Origin of the sequence: Prevotella sp. CAG:255, from assembly GCF_000431195.1 — a bacterium.
Classification (GTDB): Bacteria; Bacteroidota; Bacteroidia; order Bacteroidales; family Bacteroidaceae; genus Prevotella; species Prevotella rara.
This window is the reverse complement of sequence record NZ_HF986850.1, coordinates 942-1,496: the sequence shown is the minus strand read 5'-3', so window position 1 is coordinate 1,496 and position 555 is coordinate 942. Positions and strand designations below refer to the sequence as shown.

Genomic DNA, 555 nt, shown 5'->3' with positions numbered 1-555 from the left:
ATATCCGCTCATGGCGCTGCTGTTTGCCGGAAGCCTGTGGCTGATTTTCCGTCCGTCTGAAGACGGAACGAGAGCCGGAGGCGGAAACGGAGGCTTCAACACGGAAATGCCCTCGCCCGAAAGCAAGGGACTGCCGGGCAGCAAGGTGGACGCTTACCGTGACGGAGAGATGGCGGAGAAGGCCGAACGGCGCAAAGGCTCGCTGATAGAGATAGCGGAAATGCTCGACACGGATACAACAGGAAAGGTAACTTTGCCGGACGTTCCGCTGACGGACAAACCTGTGGCGGAAAATGAAAACGAGGAGGGTACTCCTCATTCATCCGTTGCGGCGTACCAGGACATGAACAGGACGCTGGCCGGTTTTTACTCGCCTGCGGAAGTGCCGCAGGACGACGAGGTGTCGCGCAGGATTACGGAGATAGAACGGCGACTGGACTGTGAGCCTGAAAAGGAAAGCTCATTTGACGAGAAGGTCGCCTTGATGGAGAAGTCTTACGAGCTGGCGGCCCGCTTTGGCGGCAACACGGCAACAAGAACGACGGAAACAAGCAA

The 555-nt window shown here is 57.5% G+C and carries 1 pseudogene; it reads left to right on the top strand.

Going from position 1 to position 555, the window contains the following annotated elements:
• A pseudogene (locus QVO66_RS11485) lies at window positions 1-555 on the top strand (conjugative transposon protein TraM); the annotation flags it as partial.